Below are 18154 nucleotides of genomic sequence, written 5' to 3' on the forward strand. Positions count from 1 at the left end.
CCCTGTGGGAGAGTAGGACACCGCCGAACAATCATTGTGGGAAAGCCCCGCACCATTCATGGTGCGGGGCTTTCCTGCATTCCGGGCCCTGCCGCACCCCTCGGCATCTGCCGACTGTGGGTACGGGTAAGGTCAGGGGCATCATTGGCACGTTTCCACAGGAGGCCCCCGGGTGGAGGTCCAGGAGACCCGCGTTCAGACGGACCGGGTGCTCACCATCCCGAACATCCTCAGCATGGCTCGTCTCGTTGGCGTGCCGTTGTTTCTGTGGCTGATCCTCCTGCCCGTGTTCGGTGGGCCCAAGAGTGACGGCTGGGCCTTGCTGGTGTTGATGCTCAGCGGCATCAGCGACTATCTCGACGGAAAGCTCGCCCGCCGCTGGAACCAGATCAGCAGTCTCGGGCGACTGCTCGACCCGGCGGCTGACAGGCTGTACATCCTTTCCACCCTGCTCGGTCTCACATGGCGAGAGATCCTGCCGCTGTGGCTCACCGCTGCCCTATTGGCCCGTGAGCTGATGCTCCTGGTGATGGTGGGTATCCTTCGCAAGCACGGCTATCCGCCGCCGCAGGTCAACTTCCTGGGGAAGGCCGCCACCTTCAACCTCATGTACGCGTTCCCGTTGCTGCTTCTCAGTGACGGAAACGGGTGGCTACCGTCACTGGCTGCTATTTTCGGATGGGCGTTCGCCGGATGGGGTACAACTCTGTATTGGTGGGCAGGAATCCTCTACGTGGTTCAGGTCCGCCGGCTGGTGAAGGCGGAGACCGCGGCCGATTGAAGCCTGCCCATTACGGTGCAACCCAAGTGCCTGATTGTCTGTGCATGATGCCTCTCGGGCAGCCCTGGCTGGGTGAAGTCGGCTAGACCGTTGTCTGTTCGAGGAGGAATTTTCCGACATGAAGGCCGTCGTGATGGCTGGTGGCGAGGGCACTCGCCTTCGCCCCATGACCTCGAGCATGCCCAAGCCGCTCCTGCCGGTCGCCAATCGGCCGATCATGGAGCATGTGCTGCGGCTGCTCAAGCGGCATGGGCTCAATGAGACCGTCGTGACCGTGCAGTTCCTGGCTTCGCTCGTCAAGAACTACTTCGGTGACGGCGAAGAGCTTGGGATGGAGCTCACCTATGCCAATGAGGAGAAGCCACTCGGCACTGCCGGCAGTGTGAAGAATGCCGAGGAAGCATTGAAGGACGATGCGTTCCTTGTCATTTCGGGTGATGCCCTCACCGACTTCGATCTCACCGACCTGATCAGGTTCCACAAGGAGAAGGGCGCACTGGTCACGGTGTGTCTGACCCGGGTACCGAATCCGCTGGAGTTCGGCATCACGATCGTGGACGAGGAGGGGAAGGTCGAACGGTTCCTGGAGAAGCCCACGTGGGGGCAGGTCTTCTCGGACACCGTGAATACGGGCATTTATGTCATGGAGCCCGAAGTGTTCGACTATGTCGAGGCGGACGTCTCTGTCGACTGGTCGGGCGATGTCTTCCCTCAGCTGATGAAGGAAGGCAAGCCGATCTACGGCTACATCGCCGAGGGCTACTGGGAAGACGTGGGCACGCACGAGAGTTACGTCAAGGCCCAGGCCGATGTCCTGGAGGGCAAGGTCGATGTGGATCTCGACGGTTTCGAGATCTCGCCCGGAGTCTGGGTGGCCGAAGGTGCCGAAGTGCACCCGGACGCTGTGCTGCGGGGGCCGCTCTACATCGGTGACTACGCCAAGGTCGAGGCCGGCGTGGAGCTCCGGGAGCACACGGTCGTGGGCTCCAATGTCGTCGTCAAGAGCGGGGCGTTCCTCCATCGGGCCGTCGTGCACGACAACGTCTACATCGGCCAGCACAGCAACCTGCGCGGCTGTGTGATCGGCAAGAACACCGACATCATGCGGGCCGCGCGGATCGAGGACGGCGCCGTCATCGGGGACGAGTGCCTCGTCGGTGAGGAATCGATTGTTCAGGGCAATGTGCGGGTCTACCCGTTCAAGACCATCGAGGCCGGCGCTTTCGTCAATACCTCGGTGATCTGGGAATCGAGGGGGCAGGCACATCTCTTCGGAGCGCGCGGTGTCTCCGGCATCCTGAACGTGGAGATCACCCCCGAGCTGGCGGTGCGCCTCGCGGGTGCCTACGCCACCACGCTCAAGAAGGGGGCTACGGTCACCACCGCGCGTGATCACTCGCGTGGTGCGCGTGCGCTGAAGCGGGCGGTGATCTCGGCACTTCAGGCGAGCGCCATCGACGTACGCGATCTGGAGAACGTGCCGTTGCCGGTGGCGCGTCAGCAGACGGCGCGTGGCAGCGCCGGCGGAATCATGATCCGTACGACTCCGGGTGTGCCGGACTCCGTCGACATCATGTTCTTCGACGAGCGTGGCGCGGACCTGTCGCAGGCCGGACAGCGCAAGCTCGACCGGGTGTTTGCCCGGCAGGAGTACCGGCGGGCCTTTCCCGGCGAGATCGGCGATCTGCACTTCCCGGCCAGTGTCTTCGACTCCTATACCGGGTCGCTGTTGCGGAACCTGGACGTCACGGGTATCGCCGAATCGGGGCTCAAGGTCGTCGTCGACGCTTCCAACGGAAGTGCCGGTCTTGTGCTGCCGAGCCTGCTGGGACGGCTCGGGGTCGACGCGCTGACCATCAATCCTGGGCTCGACGAGTCGAGGCCGACAGAGACGGCAGACTCTCGCCGTTCCGGTCTTGTGCGGTTGGGTGAGATGGTCGCTTCGGCACGGGCCGCCTTCGGAGTGCGGTTCGACCCGGTGGGTGAGCGCTTGTCGCTCGTCGACGAGCGCGGACGGATCATCGAGGACGACCGGGCGCTTCTGGTGATGCTTGATCTGGTCGCAGCTGAACGGCGCAGCGGGCGGGTCGCGCTGCCGGTGACCACCACGAGGATCGCTGAACAGGTCGCGGCCTACCACGGAACACAGGTGGACTGGACGACCACGTCGCCGGACGACCTGACACGAGTGGGCCGTGAAGAGTCCACCATCTTCGGTGGCGACGGGCGTGGTGGCTTCATCATTCCCGAGTTCAGCAGCGTCTTCGACGGCTCCGCCGCCTTCGTGCGGCTGATCGGTCTGGTGGCCAGAACCCAGCTCACGCTGAGCCAGATCGACGCGCGGATACCGCGAGCCCATGTGCTGCGACGGGACCTGGCCACGCCGTGGGCGGTGAAGGGTCTCGTCATGCGCCGCGTGGTCGAGGCCGCCGGAGATCGGTTCGTGGATACGACCGACGGCGTGCGTGTGGTCGAGGCGGACGGGCGATGGGTGATGGTGCTGCCGGATCCGGCGGAGGCTGTCACTCATTTGTGGGCCGAGGGGCCCGATGACGATTCGGCCCAGGCGTTGCTCGACGAGTGGTCCGCGATCGTGGACAGCGCAGGTCACTGAGGTGTGACCGGTGTGCCGGACGGGGCGTGACCGCCCCGTCCGGCACACCGGTGGGGTCATTCGGCGGTAACAGCTCCGGCGTGCGACGATGTGCGGCATGTCGCAGCAGTCCCCTGATCGGAGCACCTCTCCTCCACCTCGGCGCCCCGACGCGTCCATGTCGCTGCTGACGAATGTGATGGACCACAGCCTCGACGCCGGGTACGCGGAGGCGGCGGCCCGCAGGGAGGCCGACGGCAGTGCGGGCATGCCACGCACGCTGCGCGCGAAGCTCGGGCTGGCCGCGGGCCTTGTGCTGGCCGCCCTGGTCGTCACCGTTGGCGCCGCACAGGCGCGGATTGCGGCACCGGTTGTCGCGAAGGAACGTGAAGAGCTCATCGACCGTGTCGAGGCGGAGACCTCCGCGGCCGACAAGCTGGAGCAGAATGTCGACAAGCTCCGGGCCGATGTGGGAGAGCGGCAGCGAAAGGCGCTTCAGGAACACGGCGGTGACCAGGGTGGCCTGGTGGCTCTGCTGTCGGGAGCGACGGCTGTGCAGGGCCCGGGTGTGAAGCTTGTCGTGGACGATGCCAAGGACACGGCCCAGGGCGGCGGCGGCCCCCGGGAGAGCACGAGCTTCTCCGACACGGGCCGGCTGCGGGACCGGGACATGCAGAGGATCGTCAATGGTCTGTGGTCGTCGGGCGCCGAGGCGGTGGCCATCAACGGGCAGCGGCTGACCTCCCTGTCGGCGATCCGCGCCGCCGGCGAGGCCATACTGGTCGACAACAGACCGCTGGTGCCCCCGTACACGGTGCTGGCGGTGGGGGACGGGCAGCGGTTGAGTACCGATTTCCAGGACAGTGCCGACGGTCAGTACCTGCATGTGCTGCAGGAGAACTACGGCATCAGGACAAGCATTTCCGCTCAGGACGAGGTCCGGCTTCCTGCCGCGCCGAGCCTGATCGTACGTACAGCAGAGCCGCTGGCCGGGGGCGCCGGGAAGAAAGGCGCGGCCAACACAGGGAAGGGCACATCGTGATCGCCGTACTGGGCCTCGTCGTGGGAGTCGTGGTCGGACTGTTGGTCCGGCCCGAGGTGCCGGCGGTAGTCGAGCCGTATCTGCCGATCGCCGTCGTCGCGGCCCTCGACGCGGTCTTCGGTGGTCTGCGGGCCATGCTTGACGGAATTTTTGTCGACAAGGTCTTCGTCGTGTCCTTCCTGTCGAACGTCGTGGTGGCGGCGCTGATCGTGTTCTTGGGTGACAAGTTGGGCGTCGGCGCGCAGCTGTCCACGGGTGTGGTCGTGGTGTTCGGCATCCGGATCTTCTCCAACGCGGCGGCGATTCGCCGTCACGTGTTCCGGGCGTGAGGCAGATGAGTACAGAAGACACACCCCAGCACGGCGAAGAAGAAGCGCGGGCTCAGGAGCCGGTGGCGCAGCGGCCCTCGACAGGGCGCCAGCGGCTGATCGCGGGTCTGTGGCCACCGCGCGTCACGCGGGCGCAACTCGTGGTCGCGCTGCTGCTGTTCGTGCTCGGGCTCGGACTCGCGATCCAGGTCAGGTCGAACAGCGACGACAGCGCGCTGCGGGGAGCGCGTCAGGAGGACCTGGTGCGCATCCTGGACGAACTGGACGATCGTACGCAGCGGCTCGAGGACGAGAAGCAGAAGCTCGACGCCCAGAGGACCGAGCTGGAAAACAGCTCGGACCAGGCGGAAGAGGCCCGTAGGCAAACGCTGGAGAAGGAACGTCAGCTCGGCGTGCTGGCCGGTACGGTGGCGGCGCAGGGGCCCGGGATCACGCTGACGATCACGGACCCGCACTCCACGGTCGAGGCCGACATGCTGCTGGACGCGATCCAGGAGCTACGGGCGGCGGGCGCGGAAGCGATCCAGGTCAATGACGTCAGGGTGGTCGCGGACACGTACTTCTCCGACAGCGACGGCGGCATCCAGGTGGACGGGCGGAAGATCGGCGCCCCGTACCGCTTCGAGGTGATCGGCAAGCCGCAGGACCTGGAGCCCGCGCTCAATATCCCCGGCGGTGTCGTGCAGACGCTGGAGAAGGAGCAGGCCGTCGCTACTGTCGCCCGCTCCGAGAAGATCGTCGTGGATGCCTTGCGACCGGTGAAGCGGCCTGACTACGCTCGGTCGTCACCGCGGTGAGGCAGGGGCGCATGGGGGCACCGGGACAAGGGCATCAGGTTGCGGGGGGTCGGCGCACCGAAGGCATGGCGCGTGGTGGAAACTGTTTGGTGGATACGGACGTTGTGAAGATGTCCGGTTCGGCAGGTGTGTTCATTCAGGGTTCGTCCTGCCCCACGGGCGGGTCTGTTTCAGTCAAGGGGAATCGCCCGTGAAGTTGTTTGCGAAGTTGTTCGGCAAGAGTGCACGCGAGGACAGTGCGAATAGCACCGCCCGCCACCGTGCTCCGCGTGGTGGAGAAGTTGACGAGCAGGGCGGTGAGCGCCCGCTCTTCCGGGACGAGGTCACTGGTCCAGATGGTGACATTTCGGGCGGCCGGGGCGCGTCGGCCGTTGACCCCACCGGTCCTGGCCGCATAGGTTTCGGGGAATCACCAGCCTCAAGTACGGGTGGAGAGTTTGCCTCCGATCCGTACGCATCCCATGCCCGTGAGGGGCAGCCGCGGCAGGAGGATCCGTCCATGTCGGCCTTGCCGGTTTGTACGAGGTGCGGGCATCGCAATGCCGAGGCCAGCCGTTTCTGTTCCAACTGCGGGGCACCGCTGCGGGCCGGAGTCGCCGCCGAGCGTCCCTCGGAGACGACGTCGACGATCTCCATCTCCGGGCTCGAGGCGTACGAGGCGGAAGTGACGGGGCAGACCGCTCTTCCCTCGCTCTCGCCCGAGGCCCAGGCGGCCGTCGACGCCCTTCCGCTCGGTGCGGCGCTGCTGGTGGTGCGACGCGGTCCGAATTCGGGCAGCCGTTTCCTCCTGGACGGTGAGCTGACCACGGCCGGCAGGCACCCGCAGAGCGACATCTTCCTCGACGACGTGACTGTCTCGCGGCGCCACGTGGAGTTCCGTCGGGGTGCTGACGGCGGGTTCACCGTCTCGGATGTCGGCAGTCTCAACGGCACCTACGTCAATCGCGAGCGGATCGACTCGGTTCCGCTGTCGAACGGCGACGAGGTGCAGATCGGTAAGTACCGACTGGTCTTCTACGCGAGCCAGCGGGCCATCTGACCCGTACGGGAAGGTCCATGCTGCGAACACTGACGGGCGGTGCCGGAGACGGCACCGCCACCGCAGGCGATCGGCTGGTGAGCATCGGCACCGTGCTGAACCTGTTGCGCGACGAGTTTCCCGAGGTCACCATCTCCAAGATTCGTTTCCTGGAGACCGAGGGGCTTGTCGAACCGCAGCGGACGCCCTCCGGCTACCGCAAATTCAGCCAGAACGACATCGAGCGGCTGGCCCAGGTGCTGCGTATGCAGCGCGATTACTATCTTCCGCTCAAGGTCATTCGCGAGCATCTCGAAGCGCTGGAGCGCGGTGAGCAGGTGCAGCTCCCGCCTGCCGGCGGGCCGCGTGACGTGCGCGAGGGCTCGCCGGAGGGCGAGGCCGAGCGCCCGGCCACAGTGCGGATCGGCCGCGCGGAGTTCCTGGCCGCAGCCGAGGTCGGCGAGGAGGAGCTCGAGGAGTGGGAGTCGTATGGTCTGATCTCGTCCCTGCCGGGCGGTGGGTACGACGCCGACGCCGTCACGGTGGCCAAGCTCGTCGCCGACCTGGGACGGTTCGGTCTGGAGCCGCGGCATTTGCGATCGGTGAAAGCGGCGGCAGAACGGGAGGCCGGCCTGGTGGAGCAGGTCGTCGCGCCCCTGCGTCGGCACCGGAATCCGCAGACCAGAGCGCATGCGGAGGCCACGACCAAGGAGCTCGCGGAGTTGTCCGTCAGGCTCCATTCGGCCCTCATCCAGGCGGCTCTCGGCGTACGGCTGCACTGAGCATGGGGGAGCCCGACTACCCAAACCTGCCAGGCACGTCCTAGGGTTGCTGTGTGAACGAGCTCGACGTCGTAGGTGTCCGGGTGGAAATGCCCTCGAACCAACCGATCGTGCTCCTGCGTGAAGTGGGAGGCGATCGGTACCTCCCCATCTGGATCGGGCCGGGGGAGGCGACCGCGATCGCCTTTGCCCAGCAGGGGATGGCCCCTGCCAGGCCGCTGACCCATGATCTCTTCAAGGATGTACTCGAAGCGGTCGGCCAGGAGCTCACCGAAGTCCGCATCACCGACCTGCGGGAAGGGGTCTTCTACGCTGAACTGGTCTTTGCCAGTGGAGTCGAGGTCAGTGCGAGGCCTTCGGACGCCATAGCGCTGGCGCTGCGCACCGGAACGCCGATCTACGGCAGTGACGGTGTGCTGGACGACGCGGGCATCGCGATCCCCGACGAGCAGGAGGACGAGGTGGAGAAGTTCCGTGAGTTCCTCGACCAGATCTCTCCCGAGGACTTCGGGACCAACAGCCAGTGAGCCGTGCACCAGGGGCTGTCCGCGCATTCGAGTAGCCTTTCCCTGGAGTGGGGCACGGGAAACCACTCTCAGGGTGATTATCACTCGGCGTGCCGAGTGTGGCGATCGTTGACGCACCCCGGGTGACTGCCTACCGTCGACAGGGCAGGTCAAGGACGGAGGTCGGCGTGAGAAGCAGCGGCGACGGTACGGTGGCGGGCGGGCCGTATCCGCTTCACGGCAGTGCGGTCGGCCCTCTGGCGGGGCGGCAGAGCGTGACGTCGGCCATGGGCGGGACAGCGGCGGCCGACAGCACGGACAGCGTCGGATACCGGGGGCCGACCGCCTGTGCGGCGGCTGGGATCACGTACCGGCAGCTTGACTACTGGGCGCGCACGGGGCTGGTCGAGCCGAGCGTGCGGCCCGCTTACGGGTCGGGTACACAGCGTCTCTACAGCTTCCGCGACGTCGTCGTCCTCAAGATCGTCAAGCGGTTCCTGGACACCGGTGTCGCACTGCAGAACATCCGGGCCGCCGTCCAGCACCTGCGGGCCCGCGGGTTTCAGGATCTCGAGCGGATGACGCTCATGAGCGACGGCGCGACGGTGTACGAGTGCTCGTCGCCCGACGAGGTCGTCGAACTCCTCCAGGGCGGGCAGGGCGTGTTCGGGATCGCCGTGGGCGTGGTCTGGCGGGACGTGGAGAGTGCGCTGTCCCAGTTGCACGGCGAGCGCGTCGACACGGGCGAGACGCTGGTGGGCCACAACCCCACCGACGAACTCGCCCGGCGCCGCAACAAGGCGGTCTGACGGGCGGTCCGGCCCCCTGCCGTGCTGCCGGCCGCCGATTGTCAGTGCCGTACGGCAGCATCGGTGGTGTGAGAGCCGCGCCCACCATCCTGCATCTCGACATGGATGCCTTCTACGCCGCCGCAGAGCAGGCGGCGAAGCCGAGTCTGCGCGGAAAGCCGGTGGTGGTCGGCGGCATCGGGACCCGCGGGGTCGTCGCCACCGCCTCGTACGAGGCCAGGCGCTTCGGGGTGCATTCCGCGATGCCGGTGGCCCAGGCCCGTCGGCTGTGCCCGAACGCCGCCTATCTGATGCCGCGCTTCTCCCTCTACCGTTCCGTGAGCGAACAGGTCATGGAGCTCCTCGGCCGGCTCTCCCCGCTGGTGGAGCCGCTGAGTCTCGACGAGGCCTTCGTCGATCTGGAGGCGGGCGGGGTGGCCGACGATTCGGCTTCCGCCCGCAGGGCCGGAGAGCGGCTGCGGGCGGACATCCGGGCGGTCACGGGGCTCACGGGGTCCGTGGGGCTCGCGGGCTCCAAGATGCTCGCGAAGATCGCGTCGGAGCAGGCCAAGCCGGACGGGCTGACGCTGATAGAGCCGGGCACCGAGCGCGAGCTGCTGGGGCCGATGCCCGTACGGACACTGCCGGGGGTCGGGCCCGCCACCGGGGAGCACCTTCGGCGGGCGGGGATGACGGCCGTCGTCGACCTGGTGGAAGCGGGCGAGGACGAGCTCGTACGGCTGCTGGGGAAGGCGCACGGGGTCTCGCTGTACCGGATGGCCGTCGGGCACGACGACCGGCCCGTGGTGGCCGAGCGGGACGCGAAATCGGTGTCGGTCGAGGACACCTTCGAGGTGGACCTGCACGACCGGGTCAGGATCAGGACTGAAGTGGTCCGGCTGTCCGACCGGTGTGTGCAGCGGTTGCGGGCGGCCGGGCGCTCGGGCAGGACGGTGGTCCTCAAGGTGCGGAGGTACGACTTCTCGACGCTGACGCGTTCCGAGACGCTGCGGGGGCCGACGGACGACCCCGCAGTGGTGCGCGAGGCCGCAGGACGGCTGCTGGAGTCGGTGGACACCACGGGCGGGGTGCGGCTGCTCGGGGTGGGGGTCACCGGGCTCGCCGACTTCACGCAGGAAGACCTTTTCGCCCAGGCGGCCGGTGAGCGGGCGCAGGCGGAGTCGCAGTCGGCGGAAGAAGCCGTGCAGACGGACCCGGGCGGCGGCGGGGTGCTGGCGGCGCCGGTGCCCGAGCCGCCGCCGGAGCGCCGGTGGCTGGCCGGGCAGGACGTGCGGCACGTCGCGTACGGAGCGGGATGGGTGCAGGGCAGCGGGGTCGGACGGGTCACCGTGCGGTTCGAGGAGCCGACGTCGGCGCCCGGGCGGGTGCGGACCTTCAAGGTGGACGATCCGGATCTGGTGCCGTCGGATCCGCTCCCGCTGGTGAGGGCGGCCGGGGATCAGGCGGGGTCGTCACCGGCCAGCCGGCCGAAGTCCCGGCCGGGGGCGGGGGAGGAGATGTCGAGCCCGTAGTGGTGGTAGAGCTGGAGTTCCTGCTCGGGGGAGAGGTGGCGGCCGACGCCGAAGTCCGGGGCGTCCTTGATCAGCGAGCGGTCGTAGGGGACGCGGAGGGAGTCGTTCACGACCGTGCTGGGCTCCAGGGGGACGAAGGCGTCGCGGCCGAAGAGGCCGGTGCGTACGGCTGCCCATTCGGGTTCCCCCGTGGCGTCGTCGAGGTACACCTCGTCCACCGTTCCGATCTTGGTGCCATTGCGGTCGAACGCCTTCCGGCCGATCAGACTGCGCGGATCGATGTCGGTCTGCACGGTCCCTCCAACTGATCGCAGCTGCTCCGTAGACCCTACGAAAGGCCACAACTGTGGACTCGGCCACTCGAGGGATCTGTGACGAGGCCCGCTGGTAGGCTGGCAAATGGCTGCTGACCCCGTGCGGGAGAGTCGCCGGTGAACATGCCGGGGACGCCGAAGGAGCAAATCCTCCCCGGAATCTCTCAGGCCCCCGTACCGCACGGACGAGGTCACTCTGGAAAGCAGGGCGGGCGTCGGGCGGGCATGTGCTGGAGAGCAGCACAGCACCTGTCGCGGCTCCCTTCCTCACCGACGGTGAAAGCCGGAACGACCTTCGACGTCAGCGATGTCCGTACGGTCTTCCGGTGAAGCTCTCAGGTTGAGATGACAGAGGGGGAGGCCGTCCGGGCACCCGTGCCGTGGTGCCCCTCGCAGGTCGCGTCAGACCAGGAGGCCTTCCGCAGATGACCGCACACCGCATTCCGCTCTCGCAGCTCGAGCGTGGCATCCCCTTCGAGCAGCGCCACATCGGGCCCGATGCCGGAGCTCAGGCCAAGATGCTCGCCCAGGTCGGGTACGGCTCGCTCGACGAGCTGACCGCGGCCGCGGTGCCGGACGCCATCAAGAGCGCCGAGGCGCTCGGGCTGCCCGACGCCCGCACCGAGGCCGAGGTCCTGGCCGAGCTGCGTACGCTCGCGGACCGCAACCAGGTGCTCGCCCCGATGATCGGGCTCGGCTACTACGGCACCTTCACGCCGCCGGTGATCCTGCGCAACGTCATGGAGAACCCGGCCTGGTACACGGCGTACACGCCCTACCAGCCGGAGATCTCGCAGGGCCGGCTGGAGGCGCTGCTCAACTTCCAGACGATGGTCGCCGATCTGACCGGTCTGCCGACCTCGGGCGCCTCCCTGCTCGACGAGGGCACCGCGGCCGCCGAGGCCGTGGCGCTCTCGCGCCGCGTCGGCAAGGTCAAGAACGGCGTCTTCCTGATCGACTCCGACACGCTGCCGCAGACCGTGGCCGTCATCCGGACGCGTGCGGAGCCGACCGGTGTCGACGTCGTCGTCGCCGATCTGTCCGGAGGCATTCCGGCCGAGGTCGCCGGGCGCGGTGTCTTCGGCGTGCTGCTTCAGTACCCGGGCGCCTCGGGCGCCGTACGGGACATCCAGCCCGTCATCGAGCAGGCGCACGAGCTCGGTGCGATCGTCACCGTCGCCGCCGACCTGCTGGCGCTGACGCTGCTGACCTCGCCCGGCGAGCTCGGCGCGGACATCGCGGTGGGCACCACCCAGCGCTTCGGTGTGCCGATGGGCTTCGGCGGCCCGCACGCCGGGTTCATGGCCGTACGTGAGAAGTTCGCGCGCAGCCTGCCGGGGCGGCTCGTCGGTGTCTCCGTCGACGCCGACGGCAACAAGGCGTACCGGCTGGCGCTCCAGACGCGGGAACAGCACATCCGCCGGGAGAAGGCCACCAGCAACATCTGCACGGCGCAGGTGCTGCTCGCCGTCATGGCCGGCATGTACGCCGTCTACCACGGGCCCGACGGGCTGCGCGGCATCGCGCGCCGCACGCACCGGTACGCGACGCTGCTCGCCGAGGGTCTGCGGGCCGGCGGGGTCGAGGTCGTGCACGGCTCGTACTTCGACACGCTGACCGCGCGGGTCCCGGGCAGGGCGGCCGAGGTCGTCGCCGCGGCCCGTGAGGGCGGGGTCAACCTGTACCTGGTCGATGCCGACCACGTCTCCTTCGCCTGCGACGAGACGACGGCCCGCGCGCAGGTCGCCGCGGTCTGGTCGGCCTTCGGGGTCGACGCCGACATCGAGGCGCTCGACGCGAAGACGGCCGACGCGCTGCCCGAGGGGCTGCTGCGGAGCGACGAGGTCCTCACGCACCCCGTCTTCCACCAGCACCGTTCCGAGACCGCGATGCTGCGCTACCTGCGCAGGCTCGCCGACCGCGACTACGCGCTCGACCGCGGCATGATCCCGCTCGGCTCCTGCACGATGAAGCTGAACGCGACCACCGAGATGGAGCCGGTCACCTGGCCGGAGTTCGGGGCGGTCCACCCCTTCGCGCCGGTCGAGCAGGCGCAGGGGTACCTGACGCTCATCCGGGAGCTGGAGGAGCGGCTGGCCGAGGTCACCGGGTACGACGCGGTGTCGATCCAGCCGAACGCCGGTTCACAGGGCGAGCTGGCAGGGCTGCTGGCGGTACGGGCGTACCACCGGGCCAATGGCGACGAGCAGCGCACGGTGTGCCTGATCCCGTCGTCCGCGCACGGGACCAACGCGGCGAGCGCGGTCATGGCCGGCATGAAGGTCGTCGTGGTCAAGACCCGCGAGGACGGTGAGGTCGACGTCGAGGACCTGCACGCCAAGATCGAGCAGTACCGCGACGAGCTGTCGGTGCTGATGATCACCTACCCGTCCACGCACGGGGTGTTCGAGGAACACGTCGCCGACATCTGCGCGACGGTGCACGAGGCCGGCGGTCAGGTCTATGTCGACGGCGCCAACCTCAACGCGCTGGTCGGACTCGCCAAGCCGGGCAAGTTCGGTGGGGACGTGTCCCACCTGAACCTGCACAAGACCTTCTGCATCCCGCACGGCGGCGGCGGCCCCGGCGTCGGTCCGGTCGGCGTACGGGCCCACCTGGCGCCGTACCTGCCGAACCACCCGCTCCAGCCGACGGCCGGTCCGGAGACGGGCGTGGGGCCCATCTCGGCCGCTCCGTGGGGCTCGGCGGGCATTCTGCCGATCTCGTGGGCGTACGTCCGCCTGATGGGCGGCGAGGGGCTCAAGCGCGCCACGCAGGTCGCCGTGCTCGCGGCGAACTACATCGCCAAGCGGCTGGAGCCGCACTACCCCGTGCTCTACACCGGCCCCAACGGGCTGGTGGCGCACGAGGCCATCGTCGACCTGCGGCCGCTGTCGAAGGCGACGGGCGTCAGCGTGGACGACATCGCCAAGCGCCTCATCGACTACGGCTTCCATGCGCCGACCATGTCGTTCCCGGTGGCGGGGACGCTGATGATCGAGCCGACCGAGAGCGAGGACCTGGCGGAGATCGACCGGTTCTGCGACACGATGATCGCCATTCGCGGCGAGATCGAGAAGGTCGCGTCGGGCGAGTGGCCCGCGGACGACAACCCGCTGCGCAACGCGCCGCACACGGCGGCCGCGCTGGGCGGCGAGTGGGAGCACGCGTACAGCCGTGAGGTGGCGGTCTTCCCGGCCGGGGTCTCGGCCTCGGACAAGTACTGGCCGCCGGTGCGCCGGATCGACGGCGCGTTCGGTGACCGCAACCTCGTCTGCTCGTGCCCGCCGCTGGACGCGTACGACAACTGACGGACGCGGGGACGGCGCAGAGGCGCCGATGTGCGTCGGGGCCGGTCCGGAGGATTTCTCCGGACCGGCCCCTCCGTCGTACCGCGCTACGGCCGTACTCGGCGTACGGGCCGGGCTACGCGGCCTTGACGACGTCCAGCGGGCGGTGCGGGGCGATGATCTGGCCGTCCGGCAGCAGTTCGCCGGTGTCCTCGAAGACGAGAACTCCGTTGCACAGCAGGCTCCAGCCCTGCTCCGGATGGTGTGCCACGAGACGGGCGGCTTCCCGATCGGCGGATTCGGCGGTCGGGCAGGCTGGTTGGTGCTGGCACATGGAAGGGTTCTTTCGCTGCGTTGTGGTGAGTGTCCTGCGGCTCGATGCGGTGCTCATGGCCGCCCCCCGTATCAATCGGTCCGGTCCCAGTGTTGCCCTACGGACGTCGATCCGCAGGGATTTCACGACAGCTCTCCTCACTGATTGATGACGCGTCACCCGTGCGGGCGGTTCAGCTCAACCGGGGCGTATTTTCGGGTGGTTCGGGGTGGCCGGTACGGGCTAGTCCGGACGGGTCGGCATGGGTCAGTACTGTGCCCCGTGCCGGAGCGGGCACGGGGCACAGGGGACGTGAAGGGCGTCGCGAGGAGCTTGTGAGGGCTGGTCGCGCTGTCGCGCTGTCGTCAGGCGGACTGGCTGAGGAGCGGGGTGGCCGCCGGTGGTGCGAGCCGGTGGGTCAGCAGCGGCAGCAGGTCGGCGACCCGGTGCGGGCGGTGCGAGGCGATGCCGGGCGGCGCGGGCGCCAGGGGCACGAGCAGGTCCGTCGGCAGCGGCATCGTGTCGGAGGCGTCGGTGTGGGTTTCGGGGCCGTCGTGCAGCCACAGGGTGAGCATGTAGAGCTCCGGCACGGACAGCAGGCGGGGCTGGTAGCGCGTCGTCATCGCCTCGGCCTGACGCAGCGCGCGCTCGCTGGAGGTGATGTACGGGCCCTCACAGAAATGGGAGAAGGCCCACCCGTCGGGGGTGAGCATGCTGTCGGCGGCGGCCACCGTGCGGTCGCCGCTGCGGATCAGGAACCGCCAGCCGGTCAGCCGGGCGCGCGGTGGCCTGCCGGAGGGGATGATCCCGTCCAGGACGTGGACGGGAAGAGGGAACTCGGGGCTGAGGGGTCCCTGGGCCGCACGGAGGGCCGCGGGACGGGCCTCCCGGACGGCGGTGGGGGAACCGAGTGCCGCGAGGACGCTGCGCAGGGCGGGCGCGGGAGCCGAGGGGACAAGCAGCGGCATGGTGGGTCGCCTCTCACTTGGGAGACACGGTGATACGTGGGCGGTGCGGACGGCGCTGTCTGCGTGTGATGCAGGTGCGGGGTCAGAGGGGGGCCGTGGGACGATGGCCGGGCGCCAACTCTCTGCCTCGTCTGCGGAGTTTATACGACATGTGTTCACATGATGTTTCGACTAGCGGTCGCCGGCATTGCGGGCAAGGCGGTATCCGGACCTTTTCCTGCGGAGAATCTACCCATTCACTGGGAGCTCAGGCCCGTGGCCTGGAAAGTTCCGGCGAAAGCGGTAGGCCGGAAATCATCGGCTTTTCTCACCGACGGCAGGGCGCTGGTATCTGCTTTCTGTCGCATGCCGAGTGAATGTGCCGCTGGGCTTCCCGGCCGAGGGTACTCGGTCCTCGGCGGCCGTGGGGCGTTACGGATCGGCATGTCTGGGCATCATCGATCGTGACGTCCATGCCCGATGCTGTGAGCCGCCCACTCGAGGAGGGGTACTTCGATGGGGGAGAAGGTCGTAGCAGGCGGGTTCGATCTGTCGGACCGGCAGCGGTACCGGAGGAAACTCCAGCAGTGCCTGGAGGGGCTGGAGCGGCTGCTGGCGGAGAAGCGCTTCGACCGTCCCAGGAATCTCATGGGACTGGAGATCGAGCTCAATCTCGCCGGGGCCGACGGGATGCCGGCGATGATGAACGCTGAGGTCCTCGACCGGATCGCCAGCAGTGATTTCCAGACCGAACTCGGAATGTTCAATCTGGAAGTGAATATTGTTCCGCACCGGCTGGGAGGCCGGGTCTTCGATCAGCTGGCGGAGGAGCTGCGCACCAGCCTGGGGTATGCCAACAGAAAGGCGGAGGAGGTCGCCGCCGGCATTGTGATGATCGGAATTCTGCCGACACTCGGGCGCCATGATCTGGTTTCGGCAAATCTCTCCGACATCGACCGCTACCAGTTGCTCAATGATCAGATCGTCGCCGCGCGGGGTGAGGACTTCACCCTCGACATCGCCGGTGTCGAGCGCTTGACCTGCACCTTCGCCTCCATTACGCCCGAAGCGGCCTGCACCTCGGTGCAGTTGCACCTCCAGGTCACGCCGAACCGGTTCGCGGATGTGTGGAACGCGGCCCAGGCGATCGCGGCGGTGCAGGTAGCCGTGGGTGCCAACTCGCCGTTCCTCTTCGGGCACGAGCTGTGGCGCGAGTCGCGGCCGCCTCTCTTCCAGCAGGCCACCGACACCCGCCCGCCGGAGCTGAAGGCCCAGGGCGTACGTCCCAGGACGTGGTTCGGTGAGCGGTGGGTGGAGTCGGCGTACGAGCTCTTCGAGGAGAACGTGCGCTACTTCCCGGCTCTCCTGCCGATATGCGACGACGAGGACCCGCTCCTGGTGCTCGACGACGGCGGGGTGCCGCGGCTCCAGGAGATGGTGCTGCACAACGGGACGGTCTACCGCTGGAACCGGCCCGTGTACGGGCTGGTCGACGGCGTACCGCACCTGCGGGTCGAGAACAGGGTGCTGCCCGCGGGACCGACGGTGACCGATGTGATCGCCAACGCGGCCTTCTACTACGGGCTGGTCCGGGCGCTCGCCGAGGACGCGCGGCCGGTGTGGAAGCGGCTTCCCTTCGAGGCCGCGGAGGAGAACTTCGACGCGGCCTGCCGCCACGGCATCGACGCGGAGATCGTCTGGCCGAAGCCGGGGCGTGCGAACGGGACCGCGCGGGTGCCGGCCGTCAGGCTGGTACGGGAGGAGCTGCTGCCGCTGGCCGCGGCCGGGCTCGACGCATGGGGCATCGAGCCCGCGGACCGCGACTACTACCTCGGCGTCATCGAGCAGCGGTGCAGGCGGCGCGTGAACGGTGCTTCCTGGCAGGTGGACACGTACCACCGTGCCCTGGAGGCCGGTCTGGAACGCGAAGCCGCACTGGCCGCCACCACCCGCCGCTACAGCGAGCTGATGCACCAGGGCGATCCGGTGCACACCTGGCCGGCGGGATTCCCGGGACGGGCCTGAGGGGGCAGCCGGCCGGGTGACGGGTGGGCCGTCGCCGGAGCCCGGGGTGTGCCGTGGATGTGAGCCGGAGCCGGTTTCTTGACCTGGTGCCGTCCGTCGCCGCGTCGTCGGGCAAGCTGTGACGTCCCGGGGCCTGTCACGCGCGATCTCCGTGCCCGTGTTCGAGACCCTGGCGGCGGAGCCGGTGACGAGGCGGGATGGCCGAACTGGAGGCTGGTGTGCAGGCAGAGGCGGGGCGGGTGGCCGGTTCTCATCCTGGGCGGGGGGTGACGCCACGGACCCTCCGTACCGAGGTTCTGATCGTTCTCGCGCTCTCGCTGGGCGCGAGCGCGGTGTCGTCCCTGATCAGTTTTGTCGGAGCGCTCACGAAACCGGGCGGGCTCAAGGACCAGGCGGCGAAGCTCAACGGGTCGTACACACCGGGGCGGCCGTGGCTGGATCTCGCCTGGCAGCTGTTCGGCATCACGTCGGCGCTGGTGCCTGTGGTGCTGGTCGCGTACCTGCTGACGCGGGAGGGCGCCGGGCTGCGCGCGATCGGGTTCGACCGTACGCGGCCGTGGCCGGACCTGGGACGGGGGGTGCTGGTCGCGGCGGGCATCGGCAGCGCGGGCCTCGCCTTCTACCTGGTCGCCATCGAGTCGGGGTTCAACCTCACGGTGGTGCCGGAATCGCTGCCCTCGGTGTGGTGGAAGTTTCCCGTGCTGATCCTGTCCGCGATGCAGAACTCCGTGCTGGAGGAAGTCATCGTCGTCGGGTACCTGCTGCGCAGGCTCGATCGGCTGGGGTGGTCGCCGATGGCCGCTCTGGCGGCGAGTTCGGTGCTGCGCGGCTCGTACCACCTGTACCAGGGGATCGGCGGTTTCATCGGCAACCTGGTGATGGGCGCGGTCTTCGTGCTGCTGTACCGGCGCTGGGGGCGGGTCGGGCCGCTGGTCGTGGCCCACGCGCTGCTCGACGTCGGGGCCTTCGTCGGATACGCGCTGCTGGCGGGCAGGGTGGGATGGCTGCCGACGGCCTGAGGGCGTGAGGAGGGGGCGTACCGGAGTTCCGTCCCGCACGGGAAGTCCGGGTTCCGTACGGGACGTTCGGTACGCCCC

At 68.5% G+C, this 18154-nt stretch carries 16 protein-coding genes and 1 riboswitch; of the genes, 13 read left to right on the plus strand and 3 right to left on the minus strand.

The genetic code is table 11. The features are described 5' to 3' along the window. The first annotated feature begins 172 nt into the window (after nucleotides 1-172). The 10 genes from ACWDZ4_RS30525 (at nucleotide 173) to ACWDZ4_RS30570 (ending at nucleotide 10168) form a co-directional block, all read left to right on the plus strand. Nucleotides 173-781 (plus strand): CDP-alcohol phosphatidyltransferase family protein, encoded by a 609-nt coding sequence (locus ACWDZ4_RS30525; RefSeq protein ID WP_344500765.1) that lies wholly within the window; start codon nucleotides 173-175, stop codon nucleotides 779-781. 118 nt (nucleotides 782-899) lie between these two features. Then, entirely contained in the window at nucleotides 900-3395 is a 2496-nt protein-coding gene (locus ACWDZ4_RS30530; protein WP_451511627.1) for a sugar phosphate nucleotidyltransferase, read from the plus strand. A gap of 97 nt (nucleotides 3396-3492) precedes the next feature. Beyond that, nucleotides 3493-4416 (plus strand): DUF881 domain-containing protein, encoded by a 924-nt coding sequence (locus tag ACWDZ4_RS30535; RefSeq protein WP_451511628.1) that lies wholly within the window; start codon nucleotides 3493-3495, stop codon nucleotides 4414-4416. Beyond that, complete coding sequence (locus ACWDZ4_RS30540) at nucleotides 4413-4745, plus strand: small basic family protein (protein WP_023543062.1); 333 nt, start codon at nucleotides 4413-4415, stop codon at nucleotides 4743-4745. Before ACWDZ4_RS30535 ends, ACWDZ4_RS30540 begins: the two co-directional genes overlap by 4 nt. Nucleotides 4746-4750: 5 nt before the next feature. After that, the gene (locus tag ACWDZ4_RS30545; protein ID WP_451511629.1) at nucleotides 4751-5542 is read left to right on the plus strand and encodes a DUF881 domain-containing protein; all 792 of its coding nucleotides are present in this window, start codon (nucleotides 4751-4753) and stop codon (nucleotides 5540-5542) included. Between the two features lie 82 nt (nucleotides 5543-5624). Next, on the plus strand, nucleotides 5625-6581 hold the full coding sequence (locus ACWDZ4_RS30550) for an FHA domain-containing protein (RefSeq protein WP_451511668.1): 957 nt from the start codon (nucleotides 5625-5627) through the stop codon (nucleotides 6579-6581). Nucleotides 6582-6598: 17 nt separating this feature from the next. Then, the gene (ftsR, locus tag ACWDZ4_RS30555; RefSeq protein WP_451511630.1) at nucleotides 6599-7342 is read left to right on the plus strand and encodes a transcriptional regulator FtsR; all 744 of its coding nucleotides are present in this window, start codon (nucleotides 6599-6601) and stop codon (nucleotides 7340-7342) included. Between the two features lie 53 nt (nucleotides 7343-7395). After that, entirely contained in the window at nucleotides 7396-7869 is a 474-nt protein-coding gene (locus tag ACWDZ4_RS30560; RefSeq protein WP_006123076.1) for a bifunctional nuclease family protein, read from the plus strand. Nucleotides 7870-8036: 167 nt separating this feature from the next. Beyond that, complete coding sequence (locus ACWDZ4_RS30565) at nucleotides 8037-8657, plus strand: MerR family transcriptional regulator (protein ID WP_451511631.1); 621 nt, start codon at nucleotides 8037-8039, stop codon at nucleotides 8655-8657. A gap of 68 nt (nucleotides 8658-8725) precedes the next feature. After that, a complete protein-coding gene (locus tag ACWDZ4_RS30570) occupies nucleotides 8726-10168 on the plus strand; it encodes a DNA polymerase IV (protein ID WP_451511632.1) in 1443 nt (480 codons plus the stop codon). Here ACWDZ4_RS30570 and ACWDZ4_RS30575 read toward each other — a convergent pair. Further along, nucleotides 10096-10461, minus strand: a complete 366-nt coding sequence (locus tag ACWDZ4_RS30575; RefSeq protein ID WP_451511633.1) for a PRC-barrel domain-containing protein — start codon at nucleotides 10459-10461, stop codon at nucleotides 10096-10098. The genes ACWDZ4_RS30570 and ACWDZ4_RS30575 overlap by 73 nt on opposite strands. A gap of 114 nt (nucleotides 10462-10575) precedes the next feature. After that, nucleotides 10576-10672, plus strand: a riboswitch (glycine riboswitch). 235 nt (nucleotides 10673-10907) lie between these two features. Between ACWDZ4_RS30575 and gcvP the strand changes: the two genes are divergently transcribed. After that, on the plus strand, nucleotides 10908-13793 hold the full coding sequence (gene gcvP / locus ACWDZ4_RS30580) for an aminomethyl-transferring glycine dehydrogenase (RefSeq protein WP_451511634.1): 2886 nt from the start codon (nucleotides 10908-10910) through the stop codon (nucleotides 13791-13793). Nucleotides 13794-13908: 115 nt separating this feature from the next. Here gcvP and ACWDZ4_RS30585 read toward each other — a convergent pair whose 3' ends face one another. Beyond that, nucleotides 13909-14106, minus strand: coding sequence for a DUF5999 family protein (locus tag ACWDZ4_RS30585; RefSeq protein WP_344500781.1), 198 nt, complete (start codon nucleotides 14104-14106; stop codon nucleotides 13909-13911). A gap of 344 nt (nucleotides 14107-14450) precedes the next feature. Beyond that, nucleotides 14451-15053 carry a hypothetical protein gene (locus ACWDZ4_RS30590; protein ID WP_451511635.1) on the minus strand — a complete coding sequence of 201 codons (603 nt, stop codon included), beginning with the start codon at nucleotides 15051-15053 and terminating at the stop codon, nucleotides 14451-14453. A 495-nt stretch (nucleotides 15054-15548) separates the two neighbouring features. Between ACWDZ4_RS30590 and ACWDZ4_RS30595 the strand changes: the two genes are divergently transcribed. Further along, nucleotides 15549-17057: a glutamate-cysteine ligase family protein gene (locus ACWDZ4_RS30595; RefSeq protein ID WP_451511636.1), complete on the plus strand. Its 1509-nt coding sequence runs from the start codon at nucleotides 15549-15551 to the stop codon at nucleotides 17055-17057. A gap of 197 nt (nucleotides 17058-17254) precedes the next feature. Beyond that, on the plus strand, nucleotides 17255-18076 hold the full coding sequence (locus ACWDZ4_RS30600; protein WP_451511637.1) for a CPBP family intramembrane glutamic endopeptidase: 822 nt from the start codon (nucleotides 17255-17257) through the stop codon (nucleotides 18074-18076). The last annotated feature ends 78 nt before the right edge of the window (nucleotides 18077-18154 follow it).

The organism is Streptomyces sp. NPDC003016 (genome assembly GCF_053591455.1).